This is a genomic window from Mechercharimyces mesophilus, assembly GCF_059818345.1.
This window is the reverse complement of the sequence record NZ_JCBAPH010000001.1, coordinates 1352334-1374035: the sequence shown is the minus strand read 5'-3', so window position 1 is coordinate 1374035 and position 21702 is coordinate 1352334. Positions and strand designations below refer to the sequence as shown.

Here is a 21702-nt window from a genome sequence, read left to right as displayed (position 1 = left end):
CATGTTGCGGATTTCCTTAACACAGCTTCATCAAATGACCGAACCGCGCGTTTGGAATGAGACGATTACGTTACCCAAGGAAGATTGGCATCACGTGAAACAGCTAAAAGAACTGAAGCCGATTGAGGTAGAGGTGGAAGCCGATCGGGATGGAGACGTCTTTCGCTTGATGGGTAAGCAACAAACAGAGGCGAAGTTTCTCTGTTCGCGTTGTTTGGAACCCTACACCACCTCTCTTTCGATGGATTGGATGCAACTTGTGACCGATCGGTCGAATCGGGCAGACGAAGAAGCAGAACCTGAGATTCATTATATCGCAGGGGATGCCATCGATACGCTTCCTTACATTCGTGAAGCATTCGTGCTGGGTTTGCCGTTGGCTCCGATATGTGAAGCCGATTGCCAAGGCTTATGTCCGGAGTGTGGAACGAATCGGAATGAGCATCCTTGTCAATGTAATACGGAACGTATCGACCCGCGCCTAAGGGATCTTGAACTCCTTCTCAAAAAGGACAACGAGTAAATAAGGCAAGAAACGTCTCCTGTATACGAGCAGAAGACGGAAATTGCCATTTTCGCTTCTATTAGAAGGGGTATAAGAAGTCTTTATGCCCCTGTCATGCCCCTTATTTTCGGCAAAGCCTATGTGCTTACATGATTATATGGTAGAATAGAAGCACTGTGTCTTTGACAGAAGCGATTGTATATATTAGAGGGGGTGAAAACATGGCAGTACCATTTAGACGTACATCGAAAACACGGAAAAACAAGCGTCGTACTCACTACAAGCTCTCCGTACCAGGTATGGTTCGTTGCCCACAATGTGATGCGATGAAGCTGGCCCACCGTGTCTGCAAGGAATGCGGATATTACAAGGGTCAAGAAGTTGTAAATAACGACTAATCAAAAAAACAAGAGCCGAAGCAAATTTCGGTTCTTGTTTTTTTGATTCAGCTCCGTTATACTCATTTTAAGACTAGGTATTAATAGGTGGTCATAATACTAAAGAGAGCAAGTGAAAAAGGGGGTAGATGCCGCCGTGCGACCGTCGAAAAAGGAACGCCAACAGCGTCTCGTTACGCGGCTCACCTCAAATCCGTTTCTAACGGATGAGGAATTGGCTCGTTCGTTTCAAGTCAGCATTCAAACGATCCGCTTGGATCGGCTAGAATTAAAGATCCCAGAATTGAGAGAACGGATTAAGCAGGTGGCAGAAGAATCACTAGAAGAGGTTCGTTCCTTGGATCCCGAAGAAGTGATCGGTGAGATGGTAGAGATCGAGCTAGATGTGCGAGGCACCTCACTGTTTGAAGTGAAGCGCGAGCATGTTTTCTCACGCACTCATATTGCACGTGGGCACCATTTATTTGCTCAGGCAAATTCCCTGGCTGTTGCGATCATGGACGCAGATGTGGCGCTGACGGCGACTGCTGGGATCTCCTTCGTACGCCCGGTACGTTTGGGAGAGAAGTGCATTGCGCGTGCGCATGTGGTGAAAGAGACCGCGACTCGTACGCAAGTAGATGTGATAACGGTGGTTGAAGATGAAACCGTTTTCCAAGGAGTATTTGATCTCTATCAATCGGATGATCGGGAAGCATGGGAAAAAGGGAGAGGAAAAGAGTGAGGATTGCATTGGATGCGATGGGAGGCGACCATGCTCCACTAGAAGTAGTGAAAGCGACACTAGCCGCGGCCCGTAGGTGGCCGGATACGACTTTTATCTTGATAGGAACAGAAGAGAATGTAGCTCCGTTGGTCAAGAAGGAACCTCTTCCCAATGTGGAGTGGGCGGAGGCAACTGAGACGATTGAGGCAACGGATGAGCCGGTGCGTTCTGTACGTAGAAAGAAGGACTCTTCCATGGTGATCGGTTGTAAGAAAGTACGTGCAGGAGAGGTGGATGCCTTTATCAGCGCTGGTAATACAGGTGCGCTGATGGCAGCAGGACTCTTTTATACCGGTCGCCTGAAAGGAATCGATCGTCCGGCTTTAGCTCCTATGTTCCCGACAGTGGATGGAAGGGGCACCTTGGTACTGGATGTCGGGGCCAATGTGGATGCCCGTCCCCAACACTTACATCAGTATGCCCTGATGGGCAGTATCTACATGGAGAAAACACGCGGAATCAAGCGTCCTCGGATCGGGCTACTCAATATTGGATCGGAGACCGGTAAGGGAAATGAATTGACCAAGCAAACCTATCAATTGCTTGAACAAGAGGAAAAGATTCATTTCGTAGGGAACGTCGAGGCGCGTGATGTATTGAAAGGCCCATGTGATGTGGTTGTGTGTGATGGATTTAGCGGGAATATCTTGCTTAAAAGTGCGGAAGGAATGGGCTCCGTCCTATTGGGTGGAATCAAAGAAACCTTTACACGTACACCGCTAACCAAATTAGCCGCCCTCATGTTGAAAAAAGGGTTAAAGGAATTTCTGAAGGAAATGGATTATAGAGAGTACAATGGAGCCATGTTGATGGGACTAAAGGGCGTGGTAGTCAAATCCCATGGCTCCTCGGATGCCCATGAAATCGAAATTGCCATTCGACGAACCCGACAAATGGTCGAGGGAAATGTAACGAAGCAAATGGCGGATGTGCTGGGTACGTAAGAGAGGGGTTATATGAGATGAGATCAGTCAGTATCATCGGAACCGGCTCCCACCTTCCAGAGAAGGTTCTAACCAATGCCGATTTGGAGAAAATAGTAGATACGAGTGATGAGTGGATTGTTAGTCGAACAGGAATTCGCGAGCGACGGGTTTGCAGTAGCGAGGAAGCTTCCTCTGATTTGGCGGTACGTGCGGCAGAAAAAGCGATTGCGGCGGCCGGAATTGAGGCAGAAAAGATCGATTTGGTGATTGTGGCGACGGTTACTCCGGATATGATGTTTCCTGCGACGGCTTGCCTAGTGCAAGATCGACTAGGGATTCCGCAAGCTGCTACTTTCGATTTATCTGCAGCTTGCACGGGGTTTCTTTATGGACTGGCGTCAGCTTCACAATTTATTGCGAGTGGTATCTACCGCTATGCCTTGGTTATCGGTGTGGAATGTCTCTCTAAACTGACCAATTGGGAAGACCGTAATACGTGTGTCTTGTTTGGTGATGGTGCTGGAGCGGCCGTTCTGGGACCTGTCGAGGAAGGTGGATTTCGCTCGTTTGAATTGGGAGGCGATGGTTCCGGTGGCGATCATCTGAAGTTACCTGCAGGAGGCTCTCGCTTACCGACTTCACAACAAACGTTGGATCAGCAATTGCACACGATTCACATGTCGGGGCGAGAAGTGTTTAAGTTTGCCGTGCGTGTGATGGCAAATGCTACGGACGCTGTATTGGCCAAGGCAGGTCTTTCGCGGGACGATCTCAACTTTCTCGTACCCCATCAAGCCAACATCCGCATTATTGAGTCAGCGGCCAAACGGCTAGAGCTTCCACGTGAGAAGTTTATTATTAACCTCGATCGCTATGGTAATATGTCTTCTGCTTCCATCCCTGTTGCCTTGGATGAAGCTGTTCGTGCGGGGAGAGTGCAAAAAGGAGATCAGATGGTGCTGGTCGGTTTTGGTGGTGGATTAACGTGGGGAGCTTGTGTGTTGGAATGGACGATGGAATAGGGAGGTAGAAACCGATGAGTAAGCGAATAGCCTTTCTCTTCCCTGGACAAGGGGCGCAAAAAGTAGGAATGGGGAAGGAACTTGCCGAAAGCAGTCTGCGTGCCAGAGAGATTTTTCAACAGGCGGATGACGCACTAGGATTTTCCCTGTCGAAATTGATGTTTGAAGGTCCGCAAGAGGAGCTAACTTTGACGTATCACGCGCAACCGGCTATTCTTACGGCGAGCTATGCCCTCTACAGCGAGTGGAAGGAAAGTGGCATGGCTCCGATGGTGATGGCAGGTCATAGCTTGGGTGAATATACAGCCTTGGTGGCTAGTGGAGCACTTTCCTTTACTGACGCCATCAGAACGGTTTATCACCGTGGTTTGTACATGGAAGAAGCCGTTCCTGAAGGTTTGGGAGCGATGGCTGCGGTGATTGGAATGGAACGTTCCGTAATCGAGGAGATTTGCCAGCGTGTGTCACGGGCCGATTTCGTCGTGGAACCAGCCAACTTTAATGCCCCTGACCAAATTGTGCTTTCCGGTCATCGGGAGGCAGTGGAGGAAGCGGGTAAGCTAGCGAAAGAAGAAGGAGCGCGTCGCGTCCTGCCATTAGAAGTGAGCGGTCCCTTTCACTCTCGTCTGATGCAACCGGCGGCGGAGCGCCTGTCATTGCAATTAGAGGCTGTTTCCCTCTTTGCCCCACCGATTCCTGTGGTAAGCAATGTGAATGCGAAGCCGACGACTTCTGCCGAAGAAGTAAGGGTTTCCCTGGTCGAACAAGTGGCATCACCTGTTCGGTGGGAGGAATCCATTCGTTGGATGATGGGGCAAGGCGTGGATACATTTGTTGAGATGGGGCCGGGGAAAGTACTATCCGGGTTGGTCCGTAAGGTGGATCGGCGGGTCAAGACCCTCTCTATCCAGGACCCCCAGTCGCTTTTGGAGGCACGAGAAACCGTGGGTTCCATCCACTAATCCACTAAGAGGAGGTAGATCGGATGCTAGAGGGGAAGAAAGCCATTGTTACGGGAGGCTCCCGTGGCATTGGTCGCGCGATCGCACTCACGTTGGCACGGGCGGGTGCGGATGTGGCTGTGGTCTACGCAGGCAACCATGAAGCGGCGGAAAAGACGATAACCGACCTGAAAGCAGTAGGGCGACAAGGGATGCTGATTCAAGCGAATGTGGCAGAGCCGAATGAAGTGAATCATGCGATCAAGCAAGTGCTGGACACTTTCGGTCAAGTGGATATTCTGGTTAACAACGCCGGAATTACTCGTGACAATCTGATCTTACGCTTAAAAGAAGAGGAATGGGATCAGGTATTGGATACCAACCTCAAAGGAGCCTTTCTCTTCACCAAAGCGGTGATGAGACCGATGATCAAACAACGAGCTGGACGCATTATCAATATCAGCTCGGTGGTGGGTCTGATCGGAAATCCTGGACAAACCAACTATGTGGCAGCCAAATCGGGCCTGATTGGACTGACCAAATCGACCGCAAAAGAAGTTGCTAGTCGCAACATCACGGTGAATGCCATTGCTCCGGGTTTTATTGAGACGGAGATGACGGCCGTACTGGGTGAAAGTGTTCGTTCCGGTTTATTGGAACAAATTCCGCTCAAACGCTTAGGGTCCCCAGAAGATGTTGCGCAGGCTGTGTTATTCCTCGCATCCGATCATGCCAGTTACATCACAGGGCAGACCTTGAATGTGGATGGCGGCATGGTTCCCTCATAAATATTTTGCTGAAATGGAACAATAGGGGACTTGATTGCATGAATTGGTTTCGTTCCTAGTATTTTTCATATTGATTTCGTATAATGACGGAGGGGAGGTGAACGTCGATGGCAGAAACATTAGAGCGCATTCAGCGCATCATCGTCGATCGCTTGGATGTTGATGCGTCTGAAGTGACGATGGAAGCATCTGTTAAAGATGATTTGGGCGCAGATTCCTTGGATATTACTGATCTGATGCTTGAGTTGGAAGATGAATTTGGTTTGGAAATCTCCGATGATGAAGCGGAGAAGATTGAAACCGTAGGCGATATCGTGAAATATATCAATGAGAAAGTAAAGTAAACAAGCATGAGAAGTCCCGTGATGAAAGCGGGACTTTCTCCACATTCCCCACTATTTTGTTTGGAGAAGGGCGGTGCACCTTTTGACGCAGCGAGTGGTTATTACAGGAACGGGAGTTGTCTCTCCCATTGGCAATGACACAACGCAGTTTTGGAAGTCGTTAACGGAAGGAAAGTCAGGAGTTGGCCCCATCACCCACTTTGATACTAGTGGTTATTCAACCACGATTGCATCTGAGGTGAAGGAGTTTGACCCACTTTCCTATATGGAAAAGAAAGAGGCACGCCGCATGGATCGGTTTGTTCAGTTTGCGGTGGCCGCATCCCAAATGGCACTAGAAGATGCGAATGTGACGATGGATGAATTGGATCCTCATCGAGTGGGTGTCTATATTGGCTCTGGTATTGGGGGGCTGGGAACACTGGAGCAACAGCACAAAACCTTATTAGAGCGTGGCCCGCGTCGCGTCAGTCCCTTTTTCATCCCCATGATGATTGCCAACATCGCTTCTGGACAGGTCTCCATCTTAACGGGAGCGAAGGGACCGAACAGTGCTCCTGTTTCTGCCTGTGCAACAGGAACACATGCCATTGGTGATGCTTGTCGCATGATTCAGCGAGGCGAGGCAGATATCATGATCGCTGGAGGGACAGAAGCAACCGTCACTCCTGTAGCGGTAGCTGGCTTTGCTGCGATGCATGCACTCTCCAAACGAAATGATGATCCTCAAAAAGCGAGCCGTCCTTTCGACCAAGACAGAGATGGTTTCGTGATGGGGGAAGGGTCGGGTATTCTTATCCTTGAATCCCTTGAGCATGCCCAGAAGCGTGGTGCTACTATTTTAGCTGAGGTAAGTGGATATGGCATGACGGCAGATGCTTACCATTTGACGAGCCCTTCACCGGAAGGAGAAGGAGCCGCGCGTGCGATGACATTGGCACTCAAGGATGCGGGACTCGCGCCAGAGGATGTGGATTACATCAATGCTCATGGTACTTCCACCGAATTAAATGATAAATTTGAAACCCAAGCGATAAAATCGGCGTTTGGTGAATATGCATATAAACTAGCGGTTAGTTCGAATAAGTCGATGATTGGCCATCTGTTAGGCGCAGCGGGTGGAGTGGAGGCGGTGGCAACTGCCTTGACCATTAAGAATCAGTTGATTCCACCAACGATTAACTATGAAAATCCAGATCCTGCTTGCGATTTGGACTATGTTCCAAATGAAGCTCGCCACGCACAAGTGCGAGCGGCGCTTTCCAACTCGCTTGGTTTTGGTGGGCATAATGCGACGATCGCGCTAACAGAATATAAGGATGGATAAATGACTGGGGGTGATGGGGGATGGATTTTTCCGGATTAGAACAACAAATCAGTCAAGCGCTTCATAATCAAGAGCTGTACACCCAAGCTTTTACACATACTTCCTATGTGCATGAAAACAAGGGGAAGCAAGTACAACTGGATAATGAGCGTCTGGAGTATCTTGGAGATGCTGTACTGGAACTGATTGTTTCGGAACATTTATATCATCGTTTTCCCCATATGAGTGAAGGAGAATTAACCCGATTGCGCTCGCGCATTGTCTGCGAGCCTTCGCTCGCCTCTTTTGCCAAGGAACTTCATTTTGGGGATTTTGTTTTTTTGGGCAAAGGAGAGGAGATGGCAGGTGGGCGCAATCGACCCGCTCTGTTAGCGGATGTTTTTGAAGCGTTTATCGGAGCGCTCTTTCTCGATAAAGGGATTGAAGCGGCCAAACAGTTTTTAGAGAAAGTGGTCTTCCCGCATGTGGATGATGAGAACTGGATTGTACAGATAACGGATGCCAAAAGCATGCTACAAGAAGTGGTGCAACAGAAGGGGCAAGGGATCGTCGAGTATCGGATCGTGGACGTGAAAGGTCCTGCCCATGATCGGCAATTCGACGCGGAAGTCTGGTTGCAAGATCGTCGCATGGGTCATGGTACCGGGCGTTCAAAGAAGGAAGCGGAACAATCTGCGGCCGCGATGGCATTGAAGCAGTTGCAATAGTAGGGGAAGCTCTGTTGCGGAAAGTATAGAGAAACCACCGGTTGCTGGTCTACCGGTGGTTTTGCGTAGAGGGGAATGATGGCCAATCCTTCATTTTGGCTCTCGGTCTACTGAACCTTCTTCCTATGTATAGGATAACAAGGTTCGAGTGATCCATTTTTATAGTTGATACAATTCTTTTACATGGTCAATATCGAGATTACTTAATTGGACTTTCTTTTCCGCATACGGTTTGTGTATTAGATGATTAAACCCTTTGTACATGATGGATTTGGTGTCATCAGTATGATCCAATCCCAAGACATGGCCCAATTCATGGATAACCGTAAAGAGGTAGCTCCACCCTGTAATCGTAAAATCATCCTTACCTATAAATTTTTTGAGTCCATCTACATCAACTTTAGCATGTGGGATTGAACTCACGCTATTGACTGCATGTTGAACAAGCATTTCTGAGTATTTTTTATCTAGAGCGAAAAAATTGACTTTTACTTCTCCGTTGTTTATGGGAAAGGGGAATTTACTTGGAGTTGGAGAAAGTGGTGATGGAGCAGGATGATACACATCGAGCTGTTCATTTTTAAACCACTTACGAGTATCACCCATCAAGAGAGGCTCTTTTGGAAAGATTAAGGGGTAGACCACGATATTGTTATCACCAATAGCACAGTCATAGGCGCCTCTATTATTTTGCGGTATAGGAGCCCTTATTTCAAATGCTTTTACACCAAGTTTTGTATTCCAATGCGCGACAGCTTCTTTTGTGATACTTTCAAGTGTGCTTTCAAGGTCACTATAATTAATTTTGAAGTTGCCAGCTTTGTAAATCGATTTTAAGGTAGCAGAGAACGATGCAATGGTGATTCCAATTGGGAATTTGCCTACTTTTGTTCCGTCAAATGTTGGTCCTGTCATAGAAACCATCTCCTTTATTTCTTGTGATTTTGCTTACAAGTTAATAATATACAATGAGTGTGTCATAAATGAGTCAGAAATATATCAAAAGAATAAAATTTCCTTCATTGACTTATCCCTATAAAGAAATGCGGAATTGGGCTATTCCCGAAGAAGCCTGACATTCTCATCACAGGGGAGACAAAGACTTTCAAGATGAACACATCAAGAAGTGTTGCCCATCATGAGACCCGCTGAATTTCGGATCAAGCACCGTTGTAATGGTTACCGTTGTTTACTTGCACCGAATAAAAAAACGCTACAACGGTGTTGTTGACAGACCTTAGTGACGCATCAACCCCTCATCACACAGTGAGAGGGGTTGATGCCAATTCTTCATTTTGACGTGCTGGCTACTGAACCTTCTTCCTATGTATAGGATAACAAGTTCGAGTGATCCATTTTTATAGTTGATACAATTCTTTTACATGGTCAATATCGAGATTACTTAATTCAACTTTCTTTTCCGAAAACGGTTTGTGCACGAGATGATTGAATCCTTTGTACATGAGGGAGTGTGTGTCATCGGTATGATCCAAGCCCAATACATGCCCCAATTCATGGGTAACAGCATAGAGATAGCTCAAATCATTGATGATGAAGTCATCTTTACCTATATTTTTTTTGATTCCTGCTACATCAACTGTAGTGTTTGGGATTAACTTCGCACTATTTATTGAATGTTGAGCAAGCATTTCGGAGAATTTTTTGTTTAGAGAATAAAAATTGATTCTTACTACCCCATTGTTAATTGGAAAAGGGGATTTGAGTGGGGTTGGAGAGAAACGGGATGGACCGGGAGTGTACAGATCTTGATATTTGTTTGTAAACCACCGAGTTGTTCCTCCTACATCAAGTGGGAAATCTGGATTTATATAGGGGTATACTACGATGTTGTTTTCACCTAGGACGCAGTCATAGGCACCTCTAGTATTTTGAGGTACAGGAACCCGTGTTTCAAATACCTTCACACCTAGCTTCTTGTTCCAATTCTCTACCGCTTCTTTTGTAATATTTTTGAGTAAATCATCCATTTTGTTGTAGTCAAAGCTATAGTTTCTTTTTTGATATTCATCTTTAAAGAATGCAGATAGCGGAGAAACGGTTATTCCAATCGGTAATTTACCTATTATGGTTCCATCAAATGTGGGCCCTACCATAGAAACATCCCCTTTTTATGTAATGTTGCTTGCGTAGTAATCATATTTGACTAATATTACAGAAATATGTCATAAGTATAACATATAGAATAAAATTTTTTCGAATCACATAATAAGAAAATTTGTGACACATGTGACTTTACTTTTTAAATCGCAGATTATGAGTGGATCTCTCATAGATATTTCCCTTTAATCAATTGTGTTAAAATAGAAGGGTTCAACTTTCGAGAAAGAAGGGAGGGTGAGACGATGTATTTAAAGCGTTTGGAGATGATCGGCTTTAAATCATTTGCCGACCGTACGGAAATGGCGTTTACAAATGGGGTGAGCGGTGTTGTAGGCCCCAATGGCAGTGGCAAGAGTAATGTAACGGATGCCATCCGCTGGGTGTTGGGTGAGCAAAGCGCAAAGTCACTACGTGGGGTGAAGATGGAGGATGTGATCTTTGCCGGTAGTGATACACGTAAACCGATTGGGTACTGTGAAGTTTCGCTTACCTTGGATAACACCGATCAGGCACTTCCATTGGAATACGATGAAGTGCGCATTTCACGTCGTGTCTATCGTAGTGGAGACAGTCAATACTACCTTAATAACCAGGCGTGTCGCCTACGTGACGTAAACGAGTTATTCATGGATACCGGGATTGGGAAAGATGCCTACTCCATGATTGGACAAGGGCGCATAGATGAGATCCTCAGTACGAAATCGGAGGATCGGCGTGCCATTTTCGAAGAAGCGGCCGGGATCGTCAAATACAAGACCCGTAAGCGAGAAGCAGAGAAGAAGCTGGAAGCAACAGAGCAAAACCTTGAGCGAATCTATGATTTGATCCTGGAGATTAAAGATCAAATTGAACCGCTAGTGGAACAGGCGGAGAGCGCAAGAAAGTACAAAACATACAAAGAACAACTGACTACCGTGGAAATTGGTTTGTACGTACATAAGATTGGGCGCCTACATGAAGAGTGGAAACAAGCAGCACAAGGCATCGATACCTTAAAAGATGACTATGCCGGCTTTTCTGCCGAAGTACGTGGACAAGAAGCAGACTTAGAAACCTTTGTCTTAGAACTGAATGAAAAAGAACGACTGGTGGAGACTTTGCAAACAGGCCTCTTGGAAGTGAGTGAAGAGGTGGAAAAAGCGGAAGGGCAGAAAGATGTGCTCCTCGAGCGGATTCAGCATAAAGAGAAGTGGGTGCAAGAATCGTTCGAGCGGCAAGCGGAACTGGAAGAATCCCGCGATCGTCTGATCACAGAAGTTGCCAGCCTAACTGAGAAGAAACAGACAGAAGAAGAAAAACAACAAGAAATTATGGTCAGTCTGGAAGCGTGTGAAGAGCGACTCCAACTGACTGGAGAGAATGCTTCTGCTCACTTGGAGGAAGAAAGAGAAAAGTGGCAGTCGGTGACCAATCAGCTGGCGGCATTGGAAAGTGAAATCCGTCTTTTTGCGGAACAACGTCAGCAACTGCTTACCGCTCGTGAAGGGGTTCAGCAACAACTTCAATCGGTGCGTGAACGAACGGAGATCGCTGTCACCAAAGAGAAAGAATTGCATCAGGAAAAAGAGGAATTGGATCAGCTACAAACAGAAATAGAAAAGCAAGTACTGATCAGTAGAGAACAGTTAAAGTCAGAAAGCGAATCCTTTCAAAAGAGGGAACAATACCTGCGTGAACAGGAGCAGAAACAACAGAAGTTACACTCCCGTCGGGATTTCATTAAAGAGATGGAAGCCGAACACGCTGGGTTTTTCCAAGGAGTAAAGGTGCTCTTAAAAGCGCGTGACCGTGGAGAAAAGGCAGTATTGGGAATTCATGGTGCAGTTGCTCAGCTCATCCGTGTTCCTGAACGAATAGAAGCGGCGGTGGAGACAGCACTAGGCGGCGCCATGCAACACTTGATTGTGGATAGCGAAGCAACAGGACGTGCCAGCATTCAGTGGTTGAAAAAGCAACGTGCCGGTCGGGCTACCTTCCTTCCGCTCGATGTGGTACGGCCCCGTCACTTTCCATCCACGGATTATGAACGGATTAAAGATCACCCAGGACTAGTGGGGATTGCCTCTGAATTGGTGTCTGCTGATGCTACTTATCTTCCCGTCATCAACTATTTATTAGGGAATGTCGTGGTGGCGCACCAACTGGAACAGGCCAATGAATTGGCGTCCGTGCTACGTTATCGTTATCGCATTGTTACGCTGGAAGGGGATGTTGTAAACCCCGGTGGCTCCATGTCGGGAGGAAGCCGCGGACAGACGAAGAATGCTCTTCTCAGTCGTACACGTGAGTTGGAGAAGTTGGAGCAAGCGCTCCGTGAGGGTGAACAGGAAGACCGTCGACTTCGTCAAGAGCTAGCGCAGAAGGAAAAAGAAAAAGCGGATGTAGAAGAGCAGTATCGTGAGCAGACCGCAAAGCTGGAACACCTGCGAAAAAATCAGCAGGAGCAGTATGTTCGTGCACGAGAACATGAGATTGAAAGCCGCTCGTGGCAGGATCGGTTGCATGGTTTGGAAGAGGAGTATGAACGGGTAGAAAAGCGGTTGCAGTTATTGGAGCAAGAGCGTGTGAAAAACGAAGAACAGATGCGTCAGCTTCAGGAAGAGAGTCGCCGATTGGATGAGCGGATTCGCCTCTCGCAAGCATCAGCAGAGAAGCAAGCGTCCGATCGTGAAGCGACCACGCAAGAATGGACCGAGTGGAAAGTGAAGGCAGCACAGGTGGAACAAGAATTGGCGCACATCATTGCCAATTTGGAGCGAGCACAGGATGAGAAGAAGCGGGTGGCAGAGCGCATCGAACATCTCCTGTCTCAACGAAACGTAGCGCAAGCGGAATTGGCACAAGATCGTGAAGAGATTGCGCAACTCGGAGAAGGATCGTCTGCCGCGCGTGAGCAGAAAGAGCAAGTAAGTAAGCAACTGGAACACGATAAGCGCGAACGCAAGCGCATGCAAGATGAACGGAAGATGCGGGAAGAGACGGTGCGGAAGCAAAACAGAGCTCTGCGTCAGCAGGAAGAAAAACTAAATAAAGAGGAAATCCGCGTCACACGTCTTGATGTGGAGCTGAATCACCTTTTGGAAAAGCTAGCTGAAGAGTATGAGCTAAGCTTTGAATTGGCAAAAGAACGTTATCCTGAACCGGAACAAGTGGAGCAGGCGGAGCGTCAAGTACGTTCGCTCAAAGGAAAGATTCAGGCTTTAGGCGATGTGAATCTGGGAGCGATCGAAGAGCATCAACGGCTCTCTGAGCGGCTCTCTTTCTTGGAATCGCAACGAGATGACCTCATGGAAGCCAAGCAGAAACTGTATGAAGTGATTGCGCGGATGGAGCAGGAGATGTCAAAGCGCTTCTTGGAAAACTTCGAAGCGATTCGCGGTCATTTCGGAGAGGTGTTTGCTAAGATGTTTGGCGGAGGGAGAGCCGATCTCGTTTTAACGGATCCAGAGCATCTGCTGACGACTGGAATAGAGATCTTGGCACAACCACCGGGGAAGAAGCTGCAAAATCTAGCGCTTTTATCTGGTGGCGAACGGGCACTGACCGCGATTGCGCTACTATTTGCCGTTCTGTGTATTAAGCCAGTGCCGTTTTGTGTGCTGGATGAGGTGGATGCGGCGTTGGATGAAGCCAATCTCACCCGATTTACTCGTTATTTAAAGGATTTTTCTCAAGAAACGCAGTTTATCATTATTACACACCGCAAGCGCACGATGGAAGGGGCCGACGTCTTGTATGGGATTACCATGCAGGAGTCAGGGGTATCCACACCGGTATCGATTCGTCTAGAAGATTACGATGAGAAGCGGGAAGTGGCCGCAACGAAAACAGTAGGAGGCGAGTGAGAGTGAGTTTCTTTAAAAAGCTAAAGGATAAGGTATCGAAGACAACGGAATCCGTGACGCAGAAGTTTGTGACCGGGTTAAGTAAAACCAGTTCGTCTATGGTGGGAGCGATGGATGACCTCTTCCGGCGTAGTCGGATTGATGAAGAATTGTACGAGGAATTAGAAGATATTCTGATCAGTAGTGATGTCGGGGTAAATACCACCATGGAACTGGTGGAGCGATTACAGGCTGAGGTGAAAAGTCGCCGTATTAAAGAGCCACAGGAGTTACAACCACTATTGTCCGAATTGATTTTGGAGATGATGGAGCAAGAGGAAAAGGAGACGGCTATCCAGTTTAATGAGGATGGTTTGACGGTTATTTTATTTGTCGGGGTAAATGGTGTCGGCAAAACGACGTCCATCGGAAAGCTAGCTCATAAGCTGAAAGGGGAAGGGAAGAGAGTGGTGTTGGCTGCAGGGGACACCTTCCGTGCTGGTGCGATTGAGCAGTTAGATATTTGGGGAGAGCGTGTCGGAGTGGATGTGATTAAGCACCAATCGGGATCGGACCCCGCGGCGGTAGTCTTCGATGGCATTCAAGCCGCACAGGCACGTGAAGCGGATGTGCTACTCTGTGATACAGCCGGTCGCCTCCATAGCCAGGTTAACTTGATGCAAGAGCTGAAGAAGGTGCGGCGTGTGGTGGAGCGCGAAGTCCCCGGTGGCCCGCAGGAAGTTCTCCTCGCTTTGGATGCGACGACCGGACAAAATGCCCTGCAACAGGCCAAGCTGTTTGGAGAAGCCGTCGACGTGAGCGGGATTGTTCTTACGAAGATGGACGGGACCGCCAAGGGTGGAATTGTGATTGCCATTGCACATGAGCTGGGAGTACCAGTGAAGTGGATGGGACTGGGTGAGCAAATGGATGACTTGCAGCCGTTCTCTGCTTCGCAGTATGTGCATGCTTTGTTTGGTTCGGTGATAGAGGAAGAAGAGGAAATGTAGCGAATAGGGAAGTTGGCTAATGCTAATTTTAAAGGCTATATTCAGGGGTTGGAATTAGGAGTGTTCCTTTTTAACTCTTTTCCTGTCTCTTTACGAATGGCAAGTGGTGATGGTGAAGCCAACACGACAAGGCCCTCCACCCGTTAAAGTAAGGTGGAGGGCCTTGTCTTCTCTTAATCTCTTTATCCGCCAAATTCTTCACTGCCACCACGAGGTCCACGAGCACCTCGCGGGCCTCGTGGGCCACGGGGACCCGTTGGGCCGGTCGCTCCTCGTTCAGTCGGCTTGCCGATTTTTGTAACAAAAACATTGCGTTCGCCACGCAATTGACGCTGATAGGCTCCTGGGGTTGTGGGGAAGTTGGTGGATTCAGTAAATCCTGTCACGTAGGCATTGCTCACATTGTCTACTGCCATACCACCACTATCATCTAAGCCATTCCCTCCCAGATAAGAGGAGAATATCAGATTCGCGCCTGTCAGGCTCACCTGTGAAACAAAGGCACTTTGTACTCCCAACAATCGAGGACTGAAGGCATCTGGGGAAGTGGGAAAGTTCGTAGATTCTGTAAAACCAGCCACCCAAGCATTGCCAAAGGGGTCCACATCAATCCCGATCCCCCCGTCTATTTTTCTACCCCCGATATAAGTGGAATAGACTATTTGTGATGCCGTGTCATTCACTTTTGTCACGAAGGCATCCGCTTCACCTGCAAAGTTCGTCTGAAAAGCACCGTTTGTTATCGGGAAATTAGGAGACGTTGTGGCTCCTGTAACATAAACCTCGTTTGAGGAATCCACAGCTAAACAGAGAATGACATCTGTAAGACTCCCACCTAGATAGGTGGAATAGATTAAAGATGTTCCGGTCGTATTGATTTTGCTAATGAAACCATTACTATTACCTGGATTCATAGACTGAAATACCCCGGAGGTAACAGGGAAGTTTGTCGATGATGTCTCTCCCCCCACATACGCTTGATTGACTTTATCCATGGTAATACCTCGCCCCAGGTCAGACTGATTTCCACCAAGGAAGGATGAATAGGCGATGGCGGTCGCGTCCTCATTTATCTTAGTAACAAAGGCATTTAAGCTACCACGAAGCATGGTTTGAAAAGCTCCTGCACTAATGGGAAAATTGGTTGATCCGGTCGCACCGGTCACATAGGCTTCATTGAGGGTATCTAAGGAAATTCCGAAGCCAGCGTCTCCGTCAGAGCCCCCTAAAAAGGTAGAATAAAGAAGATCACTTCCGCTACCATTCAATTTTGCGATGAAGGCATCCGTCCCCCCTCCAAAGAGGCTTTGTAGGACACCAGAGGTGACGGGGAAGTCAGTGGAGCGGGTAAATCCGGTGACATAAGCATTGCCTTCTTGGTCTACTGCGATCCCTCGCCCTCCATCCAATTGACTGCCCCCGAGGAATGTTGAGTAGATTAATGTTGTACCGGTTTCATTTAGCTTCGTCACAAAGAGGTCGTCGTCGCCTGCCGTTGTTTGCTGAAACGATCCGCTTGTAATGGGGAAGTTACTAGAGTTGGTTTGCCCCGTTATATAAGCGTTTCTACTGGAGTCAATGGCGATTCCCTGCCCAATATCTCTGTTGCTCCCCCCGATATAGGTGGAGTAAAGAATAAATGGATCGACAAGAATAGGGTACTTTGGGTCATATCCTTCACTAAAAGAAAAACCAAATGTCCCATTCTCTCTCATTTCATAATGCGTGGGAATTTCTTCGATAGTCGTTCCCTCTCGTTGTTGAAAGCTAATCGGCGCTTTCTCTAGTAGAAAGCCCCCAGGGACAAGGATGAGCAAATCCCCCATCTTGTTTATGGATACCTCTGGTGTTCCGCCATAACGAAGTGAAATCTTATTTGGTGAAGTAGCGGGTTGTACAAGAAATTCGTATTTTAATCCGCCCTCCTGTTCATAGAAGTAGGCATCTATTCCCCTCCATAGGTTGGAGTAAAAGACTCCTTCTCCTCTCTCTTCACTAGAAAAATAGGATATTTTTGAACGGGGATTGGCTTTTATAAAAAGCAATGAAATCGGTGATTCAGTTAATGTCTTCCCGTCTGCAAAGAAAAATTGTACCCGATCCCAAAGAAAACAGAAGGATATCTTCTCTCCATTTAGTGAATGCGCAACTTTCTCGTTTTCTCCTATCGACAGTACCAATTGACACATCCCCTCTATCCTTTTGTATAAGGTATGAACTTCCTAATCATGCGTGAACGGCTCCTTCTGGTCGAAATCCTGTCTTTTTTTCAAGGGGTTCATCCTGGCCATTTACTCTGATTCTCAGATTACGTTCATCTCTAGTGAAATTCATTCACCTTTCTATCACACTGATAGAAATATTTTTCTTTTGTCCCTCTTGTCTTTTGCCGCTTTTCTAATGAAAATCGCATATCAAGTAAAAACACTTGACACACCCTTCGTGATTGGGTATCATGGGTTACGGTAATTGTGATTGCGATTCACCTGAACCCAAGGGGTGACGCTCATGTTGGAGAAAACGACACGTGTGAATCTGCTGTATGATTTTTACGCTCCTCTCTTAACGAAGAGGCAACGCAGCATGCTGGAGCTGTATTATCATGAGGACTGGTCACTAGGTGAAATTGCAGCGGAATATGATGTATCCCGCCAGGCGGTTTTCGAAGCGATTAAGCGTGCGCAAGGGGTGTTGGAAGAGAAAGAGTCCCACCTGAAGCTGTTGGAGAAGCATCAGTTACGTCAATCGATCGCTGATGAGATTCTCGACGTGCTCGCACCGGATTCGGAGCAAAGGAAGCAGATTGCTCCACTCTTGGATCGATTGCTTCAAATCGATTAGCCCCATCGGGAATCAAGCCAGTTGCTTGAAGATAGAGTTGGGAGGCTTTCGCTATGGCATTAGACGGCTTGTCTGAACGGCTACAGGCCGCCCTGAACAAATTGAAACGTAAAGGAAAAGTGACCGAAGCCGACGTCAAAGCAGCGATGCGTGAAGTGCGCTTGGCTCTGTTGGAAGCGGATGTTAACTTTAAAGTGGTAAAAGAGTTTGTTGCCAAAGTGCGGGAACGCTCGATTGGACAAGAAGTGCTGGAGAGCCTTACACCGGGTCAACAAGTGATTAAAGTGGTAAATGAGGAACTCACTCAGTTGATGGGTGGTCAACAGAGCAAGTTAACTCAATCTGCCAAGCCTCCCACCGTCATTATGATGGTTGGGCTACAGGGTGCGGGGAAAACGACTACCGCGGGAAAACTCTCCAAACACTTGGCGAAACAAAACAAGCGCCCCACGCTGGTAGCGGGAGATATCTACCGTCCAGCAGCGATTCGTCAGCTTGAGGTGATCGGGGAGCAAGTGGAAGTGCCTGTCTTCTCGATGGGAGATAAAGAAAGTCCTGTGCGTATCGCCGAGCAAGGATTGGCCCAAGCCAAAGAGAATGGAAGCGACTATTGTATCATTGATACCGCCGGTCGTTTGCATATCGATGAGAACATGATGGATGAATTGAAAGCCGTGCGGGAAGCAGTCAACCCAGATGAAATTTTGCTCGTCGTCGATGCGATGACGGGTCAAGATGCGGTCAACGTAGCAGAGAGCTTCCATCGTGATCTCGGTTTAACAGGGGTCGTCCTCACCAAACTGGATGGGGATACGCGCGGGGGGGCAGCCTTATCTGTCAAAGCAGTGACGGATTGTCCGATTAAGTTTGTCGGTTTGGGTGAAAAGATGGACGCATTGGAACCTTTTCATCCGGATCGGATGGCCTCCCGTATTTTAGGGATGGGGGATGTGCTTAGCCTCATCGAAAAAGCCCAGGCCAATGTAGATGCTGAGCGTGCCAAAGAGCTGGAACGCAAAATGCGGACACAACAATTTACCTTTGATGATTTTATCGAACAACTACAACAGGTAAAAAACATGGGTCCATTGGATGAAATACTGGGTATGATGCCGGGAGCAGGGCAGATGAAAGGCCTGAAAAACTTGAAGGTGGATGAGAGCCATCTGACTCGTGTTGAGGCGATTATTCGCTCGATGACCCGAGAGGAGAAATCCCATCCGGAAGTGATCAATGCCAGTCGGCGTCGTCGGATCGCCAAAGGAAGTGGGACCACCGTCCAAGATGTTAACCGGCTCTTAAAGCAATTTGAAGACATGAAGAAGATGATGAAACAGTTTAGCGGGATGCAAAAGGGAGGCGGCAAGAAGAAAAAGCGCCGCGGTGCTTTCAAGTTTCCTTTTATGCAATAGGTATGGTAGATCCTGCGTAAAGGCAATCCTGTATAGGGAGGTGAAAAACATGGCAGTAAAGATTCGTCTTAAGCGGATGGGTGCAAAGAAAGTTCCTTTCTACCGTTTGGTAGCAACGGACTCCCGTTCCCCGCGTGATGGTCGCTTTATCGAAGAAATCGGTTACTATAACCCACTGAAAGACCCAGTGGTTTTGAAAATCGATAAAGAAAAAGCGCTCAAATGGCTACAAAATGGTGCCCAACCGTCGGACACAGTGAAAAACTTGTTCCGTCAAGAAGGGATCATGAAAGAATTTCATGAGATGAAGCAAAAGTAAGGCCGAGGATAGAGGGATGGTTCTTCTTGAACGGACCGCGGATACGACCTGCGCGGTTGTCCTTTTCCTTCAGGCAATTGGAGAGGAGAGGCAGCGATGACCTCAAGGGAATCTCTTTTACGTGTAGGTCAGGTTGGGTCAACCCATGGCCTTAAAGGGGATGTGCACGTGCAAATACGTACGGACTATCCGGAAGTACGTTTTGCTGAAGGGAAAACATTGCTCGTTCAAGATTCCAAGGGTGAGATGACCTCCCTGACGGTTGAAAGTGCACGCCCTCATAAAAATGCGTATCTGATTCGGTTTCGTGAGTGGAATCGGATCGAGGAGGCAGAGCCTTTTAAGGGAGCGTACCTGTATGTCAATGGGGAGGATCGGATCGAATCGACCGATGAGGAATATTACTTCCACGAGATCGTTGGCTGTCAGGTAGTTACCTTGGATGGGGAAGGCATTGGGATCGTAAAAGAAATCCTCCCACTGGGTGCGAATGATGTTTGGGTCGTTCGCCGTGACGATGGTCGTGAATTGTATATTCCTTACATTGCGGATATCGTCAAAGAGGTGGACGTGGACAGGCAACAGATTCACATTCAGTGGATGGAAGGCTTGGGAGAATAGAGGTGTAAAGCATGCGGATTGATGTATTGTCCCTTTTTCCTGAGATGTTTACGGGCTTTCTTCATACGAGTATCATCAAGCGTGCACAGGAAAAAGGGCAGGTCGAGATTGAAGTGACCAACTTTCGGGTCTATAGCACCGATAAGCATCATACCGTAGATGATGAGCCTTACGGTGGCGGTGGAGGGATGGTCCTGAAGCCGGAGCCAATCTTTCGAGCGATCGACGACCTATTGGCTGACGATGCCTCCAAGAGCACGCCGATTGTACTCATGAGCCCACAAGGGAAGCCTCTGACGCAGGAGAAAGCAGCCGAACTGGCGGAACATCCGCGTCTGATGTTTCTATGTGGTCACTATGAAGGATTTGATGAACGCATTCGGCAACATGTAGTGACAGAGGAACTTTCCATCGGTGACTATGTGTTGACCGGAGGGGAACTGCCTGCGATGGTGGTAATGGACAGTGTGATCCGCCTTCTCCCTGGGGTGTTAGGCAATCACCAGTCGGCGGTGGATGACTCGTTTGCTACGGGACTTTTGGAGTACCCTCACTATACCCGTCCAGCGGAGTATGAGGGACACTCAGTACCAGATATTTTGCTTTCGGGTCACCATGCGAATATTGCTACCTGGCGTAGACAGGAATCACTGAAGCGTACGTGGGAACGTCGTCCAGATTTACTCCGGTCAGCTCCGCTGACGGAAGAAGATCGTGCTTATCTCGCTACGCTTCGAGCGGCATCTGACGGGAGCGATTGAGTTCAAGCGGATGCTATGATAAAATATCTTTTGCGCTAATTAATCATACGGGTCGTACGTATTGAATGATAAGAAAGGAGGAAATCAACCATGAAACCATTGGTTCGCGATATTGCAAATGAACAGTTGAAGCAAGATATTCCTCAGTTTCGTGCCGGGGATACCCTGCGGGTTCACGTGAAAGTTGTGGAAGGACAGCGGGAGCGGATTCAGGTGTTTGAAGGGGTTGTCATCCAACGTCGTGGTGGCAATATCTCAGAGACTTTTACCGTTCGTAAAGTATCCTACGGGATTGGTGTAGAACGGACCTTCCCGATCCACTCTCCTCGCATCGACAAGATCGAAGTGATCCGTCGCGGGAAAGTACGTCGCGCTAAACTATACTACTTGCGTAAACTACGCGGGAAAGCGGCGCGTATTAAAGAAGCACATCGTCGATAATTTTAAAGGGCTTGCCAGCAAGCCCTTTTTCCCTATTATAAAGAGAGTCAGGAGGAGCTTCATGAGCGAGAAGATCTCCCGGATGGAACGGAAAAAGGAGAGGGATCACAAAGAGGCACGCGAATGGACCTATGCGATTGTGATCGCGGTCATTCTTTTTGTCGTTGTTCGATTTTTTATTTTTCAGCCATTTAATGTCTCGGGGGAGTCGATGGAAGATACCCTATATACCGATGACAAAGTAATGGTAAACAAGTTAGTCTATGATATGAAAGAACCAGAACGAGGAGAGGTTATTGTTCTTCATGCACCGACCGTAGAGGATGAAGGAAAAGAATTTATTAAGCGAGTGATTGCTACGGCTGGGGAAACCATAGAAGCAAGAAATAATCAAGTCTATATCAATGACGAGCGCCTAGAAGAGCCCTATGTATCAGAGACCAAGCGAACAAACAACTTTGGGCCATATACGGTGCCTGAAGGAATGGTGTTTGTAGCAGGGGATAATCGCTCCAATAGTAAAGATAGTCGTGAATTTGGCGCGGTGGATTTAGAGGAAGTCGTCGGTCGTGCTGAGGTTATTTTCTGGCCAGTAAGTGATATGCAATTATTGTGGTAGGTGAAGAAG

The 21702-nt window shown here is 47.7% G+C and carries 22 protein-coding genes; 19 read left to right on the top strand and 3 right to left on the bottom strand.

The genetic code is table 11. The features are described from left to right. Window positions 1–4 precede the first annotated feature (4 nt). From AC6RGY_RS06760 to rnc, 10 genes are all read left to right on the top strand, one after another. Entirely contained in the window at window positions 5–523 is a 519-nt protein-coding gene (locus AC6RGY_RS06760) for a YceD family protein (protein ID WP_499860962.1), read from the top strand. A 203-nt stretch (window positions 524–726) separates the two neighbouring features. Then, complete coding sequence (rpmF, locus tag AC6RGY_RS06755; RefSeq protein ID WP_499860957.1) at window positions 727–903, top strand: 50S ribosomal protein L32; 177 nt, start codon at window positions 727–729, stop codon at window positions 901–903. Between the two features lie 136 nt (window positions 904–1039). After that, a complete protein-coding gene (fapR, locus tag AC6RGY_RS06750; RefSeq protein ID WP_499860952.1) occupies window positions 1040–1627 on the top strand; it encodes a transcription factor FapR in 588 nt (195 codons plus the stop codon). After that, on the top strand, window positions 1624–2613 hold the full coding sequence (gene plsX, locus AC6RGY_RS06745) for a phosphate acyltransferase PlsX (RefSeq protein ID WP_499860948.1): 990 nt from the start codon (window positions 1624–1626) through the stop codon (window positions 2611–2613). Before fapR ends, plsX begins: the two co-directional genes overlap by 4 nt. Before the next feature lie 17 nt (window positions 2614–2630). Continuing rightward, a complete protein-coding gene (locus tag AC6RGY_RS06740) occupies window positions 2631–3617 on the top strand; it encodes a beta-ketoacyl-ACP synthase III (protein ID WP_499860943.1) in 987 nt (328 codons plus the stop codon). A gap of 14 nt (window positions 3618–3631) precedes the next feature. Further along, complete coding sequence (fabD, locus tag AC6RGY_RS06735) at window positions 3632–4579, top strand: ACP S-malonyltransferase (protein ID WP_499860939.1); 948 nt, start codon at window positions 3632–3634, stop codon at window positions 4577–4579. 23 nt (window positions 4580–4602) lie between these two features. Further along, window positions 4603–5346, top strand: a complete 744-nt coding sequence (gene fabG, locus AC6RGY_RS06730; RefSeq protein WP_499860935.1) for a 3-oxoacyl-[acyl-carrier-protein] reductase — start codon at window positions 4603–4605, stop codon at window positions 5344–5346. Between the two features lie 107 nt (window positions 5347–5453). Beyond that, on the top strand, window positions 5454–5690 hold the full coding sequence (locus AC6RGY_RS06725) for an acyl carrier protein (protein ID WP_499860933.1): 237 nt from the start codon (window positions 5454–5456) through the stop codon (window positions 5688–5690). A gap of 82 nt (window positions 5691–5772) precedes the next feature. After that, the gene (gene fabF / locus AC6RGY_RS06720; RefSeq protein ID WP_499861478.1) at window positions 5773–7017 is read left to right on the top strand and encodes a beta-ketoacyl-ACP synthase II; all 1245 of its coding nucleotides are present in this window, start codon (window positions 5773–5775) and stop codon (window positions 7015–7017) included. A 20-nt stretch (window positions 7018–7037) separates the two neighbouring features. Then, window positions 7038–7724: a ribonuclease III gene (rnc, locus tag AC6RGY_RS06715; RefSeq protein WP_499860931.1), complete on the top strand. Its 687-nt coding sequence runs from the start codon at window positions 7038–7040 to the stop codon at window positions 7722–7724. A 159-nt stretch (window positions 7725–7883) separates the two neighbouring features. On the opposite strand, the gene AC6RGY_RS06710 is transcribed toward rnc, so the two are convergent. Both AC6RGY_RS06710 and AC6RGY_RS06705 read right to left on the bottom strand, forming a co-directional pair. Next, complete coding sequence (locus tag AC6RGY_RS06710) at window positions 7884–8639, bottom strand: matrixin family metalloprotease (protein WP_499860929.1); 756 nt, start codon at window positions 8637–8639, stop codon at window positions 7884–7886. Between the two features lie 443 nt (window positions 8640–9082). After that, a complete protein-coding gene (locus AC6RGY_RS06705) occupies window positions 9083–9838 on the bottom strand; it encodes a matrixin family metalloprotease (RefSeq protein WP_499860926.1) in 756 nt (251 codons plus the stop codon). A gap of 249 nt (window positions 9839–10087) precedes the next feature. Between AC6RGY_RS06705 and smc the strand changes: the two genes are divergently transcribed. Then, on the top strand, window positions 10088–13690 hold the full coding sequence (gene smc / locus AC6RGY_RS06700; RefSeq protein ID WP_499860924.1) for a chromosome segregation protein SMC: 3603 nt from the start codon (window positions 10088–10090) through the stop codon (window positions 13688–13690). Window positions 13691–13692: 2 nt separating this feature from the next. Continuing rightward, window positions 13693–14679: a signal recognition particle-docking protein FtsY gene (ftsY, locus tag AC6RGY_RS06695; RefSeq protein ID WP_499860921.1), complete on the top strand. Its 987-nt coding sequence runs from the start codon at window positions 13693–13695 to the stop codon at window positions 14677–14679. Between the two features lie 182 nt (window positions 14680–14861). Here ftsY and AC6RGY_RS06690 read toward each other — a convergent pair whose 3' ends face one another. Next, entirely contained in the window at window positions 14862–16859 is a 1998-nt protein-coding gene (locus tag AC6RGY_RS06690; RefSeq protein ID WP_499860918.1) for an SBBP repeat-containing protein, read from the bottom strand. A gap of 328 nt (window positions 16860–17187) precedes the next feature. On the opposite strand from AC6RGY_RS06690, the gene AC6RGY_RS06685 reads away from it, so the two are divergent. From AC6RGY_RS06685 to lepB, 7 genes are all read left to right on the top strand, one after another. Beyond that, window positions 17188–17520, top strand: coding sequence for a putative DNA-binding protein (locus tag AC6RGY_RS06685; RefSeq protein WP_499860917.1), 333 nt, complete (start codon window positions 17188–17190; stop codon window positions 17518–17520). Window positions 17521–17573: 53 nt separating this feature from the next. Continuing rightward, window positions 17574–18932, top strand: a complete 1359-nt coding sequence (ffh, locus tag AC6RGY_RS06680; RefSeq protein ID WP_499860915.1) for a signal recognition particle protein — start codon at window positions 17574–17576, stop codon at window positions 18930–18932. 49 nt (window positions 18933–18981) lie between these two features. Then, on the top strand, window positions 18982–19251 hold the full coding sequence (gene rpsP / locus AC6RGY_RS06675) for a 30S ribosomal protein S16 (RefSeq protein WP_499860913.1): 270 nt from the start codon (window positions 18982–18984) through the stop codon (window positions 19249–19251). A 96-nt stretch (window positions 19252–19347) separates the two neighbouring features. Next, the gene (gene rimM / locus AC6RGY_RS06670) at window positions 19348–19872 is read left to right on the top strand and encodes a ribosome maturation factor RimM (RefSeq protein WP_499860911.1); all 525 of its coding nucleotides are present in this window, start codon (window positions 19348–19350) and stop codon (window positions 19870–19872) included. An 11-nt stretch (window positions 19873–19883) separates the two neighbouring features. Next, a complete protein-coding gene (trmD, locus tag AC6RGY_RS06665) occupies window positions 19884–20633 on the top strand; it encodes a tRNA (guanosine(37)-N1)-methyltransferase TrmD (RefSeq protein ID WP_499860909.1) in 750 nt (249 codons plus the stop codon). Between the two features lie 90 nt (window positions 20634–20723). After that, a complete protein-coding gene (gene rplS / locus AC6RGY_RS06660) occupies window positions 20724–21074 on the top strand; it encodes a 50S ribosomal protein L19 (protein WP_499860907.1) in 351 nt (116 codons plus the stop codon). 61 nt (window positions 21075–21135) lie between these two features. Continuing rightward, window positions 21136–21693: a signal peptidase I gene (gene lepB / locus AC6RGY_RS06655; RefSeq protein ID WP_499860905.1), complete on the top strand. Its 558-nt coding sequence runs from the start codon at window positions 21136–21138 to the stop codon at window positions 21691–21693. Window positions 21694–21702: the final 9 nt, after the last annotated feature.

Bases quoted from the DNA above. Each gene is read 5' to 3' on its own strand.
- rpmF (WP_499860957.1), top strand. From the start codon at position 727: ATGGCAGTACCATTTAGACGTACATCGAAAACACGGAAAAACAAGCGT.
- AC6RGY_RS06740 (WP_499860943.1), top strand. From the start codon at position 2,631: ATGAGATCAGTCAGTATCATCGGAACCGGCTCCCACCTTCCAGAGAAG.
- fabD (WP_499860939.1), top strand. From the start codon at position 3,632: ATGAGTAAGCGAATAGCCTTTCTCTTCCCTGGACAAGGGGCGCAAAAA.
- fabG (WP_499860935.1), top strand. From the start codon at position 4,603: ATGCTAGAGGGGAAGAAAGCCATTGTTACGGGAGGCTCCCGTGGCATT.
- AC6RGY_RS06725 (WP_499860933.1), top strand. From the start codon at position 5,454: ATGGCAGAAACATTAGAGCGCATTCAGCGCATCATCGTCGATCGCTTG.
- rnc (WP_499860931.1), top strand. From the start codon at position 7,038: ATGGATTTTTCCGGATTAGAACAACAAATCAGTCAAGCGCTTCATAAT.
- AC6RGY_RS06710 (WP_499860929.1), bottom strand. From the start codon at position 8,639: ATGACAGGACCAACATTTGACGGAACAAAAGTAGGCAAATTCCCAATT.
- AC6RGY_RS06705 (WP_499860926.1), bottom strand. From the start codon at position 9,838: ATGGTAGGGCCCACATTTGATGGAACCATAATAGGTAAATTACCGATT.
- smc (WP_499860924.1), top strand. From the start codon at position 10,088: ATGTATTTAAAGCGTTTGGAGATGATCGGCTTTAAATCATTTGCCGAC.
- AC6RGY_RS06685 (WP_499860917.1), top strand. From the start codon at position 17,188: ATGTTGGAGAAAACGACACGTGTGAATCTGCTGTATGATTTTTACGCT.
- ffh (WP_499860915.1), top strand. From the start codon at position 17,574: ATGGCATTAGACGGCTTGTCTGAACGGCTACAGGCCGCCCTGAACAAA.
- rpsP (WP_499860913.1), top strand. From the start codon at position 18,982: ATGGCAGTAAAGATTCGTCTTAAGCGGATGGGTGCAAAGAAAGTTCCT.
- rimM (WP_499860911.1), top strand. From the start codon at position 19,348: ATGACCTCAAGGGAATCTCTTTTACGTGTAGGTCAGGTTGGGTCAACC.
- trmD (WP_499860909.1), top strand. From the start codon at position 19,884: ATGCGGATTGATGTATTGTCCCTTTTTCCTGAGATGTTTACGGGCTTT.
- rplS (WP_499860907.1), top strand. From the start codon at position 20,724: ATGAAACCATTGGTTCGCGATATTGCAAATGAACAGTTGAAGCAAGAT.
- lepB (WP_499860905.1), top strand. From the start codon at position 21,136: ATGAGCGAGAAGATCTCCCGGATGGAACGGAAAAAGGAGAGGGATCAC.